The organism is Flagellimonas lutimaris (assembly GCF_003581615.1).
Taxonomy (GTDB): domain Bacteria; phylum Bacteroidota; class Bacteroidia; order Flavobacteriales; family Flavobacteriaceae; genus Flagellimonas; species Flagellimonas lutimaris.
Map to the genome: position 1 here is coordinate 206,584 of NZ_QXFH01000004.1, position 6,631 is coordinate 213,214.

Here is a 6,631-nt window from a genome sequence, read left to right on the forward strand (position 1 = left end):
CTTTGAACAGCTTTCGAAATTATCAAAGTACCAACTTCTTACTACGGAATTCATCTTCTTCGTTGCTGGTAATCCCTAAAGCTTCGTAAATATATTGGAAAGTGGACAACAGTTCCGGTTTTCCATCCACTAAGGCCACATCATGCTCAAAGTGTGCACTAGGTTTGCCATCGGCAGTAAGTATGGTCCAACCATCCTTAAGTTGTTTTATTCGCTTGGTTCCCATATTGATCATAGGCTCAATGGCCACCACCATTCCATTGACAAACTTTTTACCACGTCCTCTTTTGCCGTAGTTGGGCATTTGTGGGTCCTCGTGCAGTTCTCTTCCTAGGCCATGGCCTACCAATTCACGGACCACACCGTAACCATGGTCTTCCGTGTATTTCTGAATGGCATAACCAACATCACCGACTCGGTTGCCCAGTTTAAACTCCCTGATTCCGATATAAAGAGATTCTTTGGTGACCTTTAGTAGTTTTTTGGTTTCCTCCTCGACTTCGCCAACCTCAAAAGTGTAAGCATGGTCCCCGTGGAATCCATTTTTAACCGCTCCACAATCCACAGAAATAATATCACCTTCTTTTAAAGGTTCGTTTCCAGGTATTCCGTGAACCACTTGTGCGTTTGGACTCCAATTTAGGGTGTTCGGAAAGTCATACATGCCCAAAAAACCTGGTACGGCTCCTTGTTCTCGAATAAACTCCTCGGCCATTTTATCCAATTTTAATGGATTGGCTCCCGGCTTTATTTCCTTGGCCAACATGCCCAAAGTTTTGGATACTACCAAAGCGCTTTCGCGCATCAACTCAATTTCCTCTGCTGTTTTTACTTGAATCATAGCCGCAAAGATAATTTGATTCTATGGATTTTAAAGAATCTTTGTCTAGACCAATGGCTTTTGAGTCATTAATTCAGGTTGTGGAACTCCCAATAATTTAAGAATGGTAGGGGCAATATCACCCAAAACACCGCTTTTGACTTCTTTTATATCATTATCGACCAAAATAAGAGGAACAGGATTTGTAGTATGTGCCGTATTAGGGCTTCCATCTGGATTTACCATGGTATCGCAGTTTCCATGGTCTGCAATTACGATAGTGGAATACCCATTTTCCAATCCAGCGGTAATGACGTCCTTGGCACATTCATCAACGGTTTCACAGGCTTTGATTGCTGCTTCCATTACTCCGGTATGGCCTACCATATCCGGGTTGGCGAAATTAAGGCAGACAAAGTCCACTTCACCTTTTTGAAGCTCGGGCACAATGGCATCACGAATATCGTACGCACTCATTTCGGGTTGAAGGTCGTAGGTGGCCACTTTGGGTGATGGGCAAAGAATACGTTGTTCCCCTTCAAAAGGTTCTTCTCGACCTCCATTAAAGAAAAAGGTAACGTGCGGATATTTTTCAGTTTCCGCAATACGTATTTGTTTCTTGCCATTTTTAGCAAGGGTCTCACCAAGGGTATCCTTAATATTGTCTTTATTAAATATGATTTTGATTCCTTTAAAAGAATCATCATAATTGGTCATGGTAACGTAATACAGGTCCAGTTTGTGCATGTTCTGCTCATGGAAATCCTGCTGGCTCAAGGCTTGGGTCAGTTCTCTGCCACGGTCTGTCCTAAAGTTGAAGAAAACAATAACATCCCCATCTTTGATTTTGGCGATTGGTTCATTATCAGTATCCGTTAAAACCAAAGGTTTTATGAATTCATCCGTAACGCCATCATCATAACTTTTTTGCATGGCTTCGCCAATATCCTGTGTTTTTTCTCCCTCAGCATTGACCAATACATCGTAGGCCATTTTAACGCGCTCCCAACGTTTGTCTCGGTCCATGGCATAATATCTACCAACAACGGTGGCCAATTCGGTATTTTTATCGGAGCAATAATTGGTAAGGTCCACCAAGAATCCTTTACCACTTTTAGGGTCTACATCCCGACCATCGGTAAAGGCATGCACAAAGGATTTCTCCACCCCAATATCATCGGCTGCTTTAATCAGGGCCTTTAATTGGTCAATATGACTGTGCACCCCTCCATCGCTCAACAAACCTAAAAAGTGGACGGGTTTATTGTTTACTTTGGCATATTCAAATGCCTCTTTGAGCACTTTTTCGTTTTTTAAGGTATCTTCTTTTACCGCCTTATTGATTTTGGCCAAGTCTTGATACACAATTCTTCCAGCACCAAGGTTCATGTGTCCCACCTCACTATTTCCCATTTGCCCTTCGGGAAGACCAACATTCATTCCATCGGTATGAAGGTCTGCATCAGGATATTTGGTATAAAGTGAATCAATAAATGGTGTATTTGCTTTTGCAATGGCCGAAACTTTTGGATCGGGAGATTTTCCCCAGCCATCCAAAATCATTAGAATAACCTTTTTGTTCATAGTGTAAAATTGTACTACAAAAGTAAAATGATCTGGTTGGATGCCCTAGTTTTTTCTTTAGTTTTCTGATTATTAATTTGTTAATTGTTTTGTGATTTTATTGAATCATTGTTAAAATTTAGTTATTTAACTGTTAATCCTGTAACATCCTTGATTTAAAGAAGTCTATTTTTATAACAAGTAAATTCATTAATCAAAAACAATTCATCATGAAAAAAACAATCTTTACAGTGGCCGCAGTATGCTTGTTGGCCCTAAGCGGTATTTCTGCCAATGAGCTGAAAACCACAAACACCGAAGCAGACATTACAATAGTGTCACCAGATGACCTTAGCGCTTTTTGTAAAGCGGTAATGCAAGGTGATGTGGAAACTGTAAAAAAGTTTATTGAGCTTGGAGAGGATGTCAACCAAAAATCTTTGGGAAAAGCACCTATCCACTATGCGGCTAGGTACAATAAGGCTGAAGTATTGAAGGTGCTTATTGAAAATGGCGCAAATCTTAAAAAACGTTGCGACGGAGGTATGACAGCAATGAAATATGCCAAACTATCCCACGCTACAGAAGCAATGGCTGTATTGGAAGCTGCTATGAAAAAATAGAAAAGGAGTTTATTCGTCTTACAAAAAAGGCCCATCCGATCGGATGGGCCTTTTTTCTCATTTACATATCTAGTGTTCTTGCAAAAGAGTGTGTCTCGTGACTTAGAATTCAAAGCCAGTAAAAGCTCTATACAAAAATGCGTATAAGGCCAATAAAAACATGACCGCGCAAAATATCGAGTACCCTTTCAAAAAAAGTACTACAAAGCTTGGTTTACAATCATCAAATGCCTCTAAATAGAGATCTTTAAAATGTAATAGTGTTCCCATATGTTCTCTCTTTTTACAGCATAAAAAGATCAAGAGAACTGTAGTAGGATTTGGGGTTCGTTCAAAGGTACAGAAATATAGTCAACTGCATCGTTTTATCGATTAACAGTCAATTCTATCGACCTGAATATTTTTCTATGGCTTCTTTTATTTTTTCAATTCGGTTTTCGGGGTCTGGGTGGGTACTTTGAAATTCAGGAACCCTGTTTGGGCCGGCCGCAGCTTTTAAAACTTTCATCACTTCTATCATCTCATTTGCCTCGTATCCGGATTGAATCATAAATAAAACACCGAGTTCATCACTTTCCAATTCATCTCCTCTTCCATTTTTTAGTAAAGTGTTCTGGCCAATACCGGCTACCACGCTGCCCATATCGCCTCCTACCGAAGCACCTGTTGCCAGGGTTTGCCAAAAATTGCTTTCAGCAATACGTTCTGCCGAATGCCTTCCTATAACATGGCCGATTTCGTGCCCCAAAACACCAGCTAGCTGTGGTTCGTTGAGTTGGGAGAAGAGTGCATAGGTGATAAAAATTTGTCCTCCGGGGAGGGCAAATGCATTTATGGTTTGATCATCTGCCAACAGGTGAAATTCATATTGATAAGGAGTTTCCCGCGCTACACTGCTTTGCACCAATTTGTTGCCCACAGCATCCACCAAAGCTTGCATACGCTCATCAGGATAGAGGCCACCGTGCTGTTGGGCCATTTCGGGAGCACTTTGCAGCCCAATCGCAATCTCTTGATCGGCGGTCATGTTTATATTTTGGGTTCTGCCCGTATATGGATTTTCTTCTTGATTGTTGCATCTACGAACAAAGGCAAAGGCTACAATGGCCAAACCGATAAGGATACGAATCCTCCAACTTCCTCTTCTCATGGCTAAGTGTTCTTGTTAGTTGAAGATACAAAAAAACCGTTTATAGCAGCGTTGGGTTAATGTCCAAAATATTGTCTTGCAAATAGGTCTTGACAAAACCAGTGGTAAAGTGTTCACTACCGAAAAAATCTTCTTTTTTCAATAATTTCAAGACATTTAATTTACGGTAGGCCGTTAACATGGGTATGGATAAGGGGGCATAGCTGTAGTGCCATGGTTCATATTTAAAACCTCTTCTTCTGGGGTTATCGGTATACACAAGATAGAACCCATACTTCACTGAATTTTCATCCATCCATAGTTTAAGACCCTCATAAGGACCACCTGCTTCAAACTTTTCGGTTACCAAAACATCACCTGTAATTTTGGGGTATCCATCAATAATATCGATATCGGTGCCCCAATGATGCCTGCTGGTTCCAGGTATGGTGGAGTATTCAATAATTTTGTCGATAGCGTCCAAAGGAGTCATATTGTCCTCTTCGGTAAACCTTAGGTATTTCCGTTCCCAAATGCCTCTTTGTCTATAAAAATCTCTATAACTCGAGGCAATTTTGATGTCAAAACCATCAGAATAGGCGGCTTTTTTCATTGCTAAAAAGGACGTGTAAGCTTCTTCCCTTAGGTTGATGCCTTCACCAAAAAGTTCAATTTCTTCCTTGCCCATAAGCTCTTCGGTTGAGTAATCAGCATTGAAAAAGCTTGGAAAAATGGGGGGGATGGTGCAGGCCAATCCTGATGCGGAAGCCGTTTTTATAAAGGTCCTTCTTTTCATGAAACAAATTTTGTCCCAAGTTAAGAAGTATTTTTAATTCCTTCTTTTGAAAAATACGCTTCGGAAATATGATTGATTTTACCGGTCCAAGAAAAGAAAGCCGGTGTATTCCAGCTCCAGGTCGTCCAAGGTGACCAGATAAAAATAAACACCTTCGGGCAAACCGGCACTTTGGTTTGTAATGAGGGTTCCCGTATTGGCGATTCCCCTGAACTCGTTGGTGTAATTGATTTTTTCAAAAACTTGTTGTCCGTATCGGTTAAAAATACGCACACTGTTATTAGGCGACTCTTCCAGACCGTCAATAATCCAAAAATCGTTGGTGCCATCCCCATTCGGACTCAAAAAATAATTACCCAAGGTGGGGTTATTAACCGCAAACGTATCGGTGGGCAATGGAATGGTGCCAAAAGTAATGGCGGCATAATCACTTGGTAAAAAGGTTTCTGAGATAATAAATCCCTGCGTTAAATCACCACTAATGGCCGAATTGCCAATAATCACCCATTGGTTGGACGATTTGCTCCATCCTACCACAATAATGGATTCCGCTGTGGCATTGGGTATGGCTCCCAAAGCACTCCGGGAGTTCCAAGAAATGGTGACTTGGGCCGGTACATCACTCTGAACAATCCAGAATTCACGATCGGTAATGGAACCAATGTCCTGTACTTTTTCCTCCCTATCAAAGCTTTCCAAAATGGAGGAAGGGCTGGACGGGTCTTCATAAAAGTAAGCACAGATGGCCAAAGGCGTGGTACTTTGGGAATTCAATGTTAATGGCCTAAGTTGTTGGCGATCGCCCACGGGGAACGAAAACACATCACGGTTGTTCACTGCCGCAAAGCCCGTTACTTTGGAGGCATCGCTTTCACCGGTAAAAAAACCTTGGTCCATAAAATTGAGGTATACCATTTGCCTGTTTGTAGGTGTTAGGAAATTACCGTAGATAAAATTTACGTTGTTCCGCACCATGATGGAGTTTTGTAGAAAAACATTGCCAACAGCCATAATCTCCGTGTCCCAAAGCGTAGGAGGGATGCTCCCCGAAACCAGTATCACATTATTGCCGTAAAATCCAACCAATCCTGTGGTTTGGTCAAAGTTGGCGTCGTTGATAAAGTTGGTGTGCAAACCGAGGTTCGCATTGTGGTGCACCTGCAGATTACCACTGTTATACAACCCACTTTGGGCCACAGCAAAGCTGACCGACAACAAAAACGCTATGTGGAGGAGGGTTTTCAAGTTTATGGATTGTAGATAGTAAAAGACCAGATCTTATCAATTAATATTTTGTTTTGGACTGGAACTGTTACTGTTCCCCCACCTCCACCTATTACGGTAAAGGGTGTATCTGATGTAGTCAATTCTTTTATTTCAACTGTGAAACTATCACTAGCAACACTGTTAATATTTATAATTACATCGTTGGTTCCGTTACTTTCAACACTTGTGTTTATCACATAATTTGTGGTTCCTAAATCTGCAAAGTTAACAGTATATATGCCGCTACCATCGGTATGAGTAACTGAAGTAATATTAAAATTACTTAAAGGTGTTGTTCCGGTAGCATCTATTTTTCCTGCTATGGAAGGGGAAAGAATATTGGAAATAGCGGTTGTGTTTGCCGCATTGCTTGCTGCGAGCTCATCGATTGCCGCTTGTGCCTCGGTAGCGGTAAGCCCCGATGTGGTGTTGTC

At 41.3% G+C, this 6,631-nt stretch carries 8 protein-coding genes; 1 reads left to right on the plus strand and 7 read right to left on the minus strand.

Annotated elements, in window-relative coordinates; genetic code table 11:
* Positions 1-22: 22 nt before the first annotated feature.
* Positions 23-841, minus strand: a complete 819-nt coding sequence (gene map / locus D2V08_RS00945) for a type I methionyl aminopeptidase (protein WP_119606274.1) — start codon at positions 839-841, stop codon at positions 23-25.
* Positions 842-886: 45 nt separating this feature from the next.
* A complete protein-coding gene (gene gpmI, locus D2V08_RS00950) occupies positions 887-2,404 on the minus strand; it encodes a 2,3-bisphosphoglycerate-independent phosphoglycerate mutase (RefSeq protein WP_119606275.1) in 1,518 nt (505 codons plus the stop codon).
* A 209-nt stretch (positions 2,405-2,613) separates the two neighbouring features.
* Between gpmI and D2V08_RS00955 the strand changes: the two genes are divergently transcribed.
* Positions 2,614-3,006: an ankyrin repeat domain-containing protein gene (locus D2V08_RS00955; protein WP_119606276.1), complete on the plus strand. Its 393-nt coding sequence runs from the start codon at positions 2,614-2,616 to the stop codon at positions 3,004-3,006.
* A 102-nt stretch (positions 3,007-3,108) separates the two neighbouring features.
* On the opposite strand, the gene D2V08_RS17685 is transcribed toward D2V08_RS00955, so the two are convergent.
* From D2V08_RS17685 to D2V08_RS17230, 5 genes are all read right to left on the minus strand, one after another.
* Positions 3,109-3,276, minus strand: coding sequence for a DUF6747 family protein (locus D2V08_RS17685; protein WP_313790093.1), 168 nt, complete (start codon positions 3,274-3,276; stop codon positions 3,109-3,111).
* 115 nt (positions 3,277-3,391) lie between these two features.
* The gene (locus tag D2V08_RS00960; protein WP_119606277.1) at positions 3,392-4,156 is read right to left on the minus strand and encodes a M48 family metalloprotease; all 765 of its coding nucleotides are present in this window, start codon (positions 4,154-4,156) and stop codon (positions 3,392-3,394) included.
* A gap of 40 nt (positions 4,157-4,196) precedes the next feature.
* A complete protein-coding gene (locus D2V08_RS00965; protein ID WP_119606278.1) occupies positions 4,197-4,931 on the minus strand; it encodes a M15 family metallopeptidase in 735 nt (244 codons plus the stop codon).
* A 78-nt stretch (positions 4,932-5,009) separates the two neighbouring features.
* Positions 5,010-6,176: a T9SS type B sorting domain-containing protein gene (locus D2V08_RS00970; RefSeq protein ID WP_119606279.1), complete on the minus strand. Its 1,167-nt coding sequence runs from the start codon at positions 6,174-6,176 to the stop codon at positions 5,010-5,012.
* Positions 6,177-6,178: 2 nt separating this feature from the next.
* The coding region (locus D2V08_RS17230; protein WP_182835450.1) for a hypothetical protein at positions 6,179-6,631 on the minus strand (453 nt) is incomplete at its 5' end.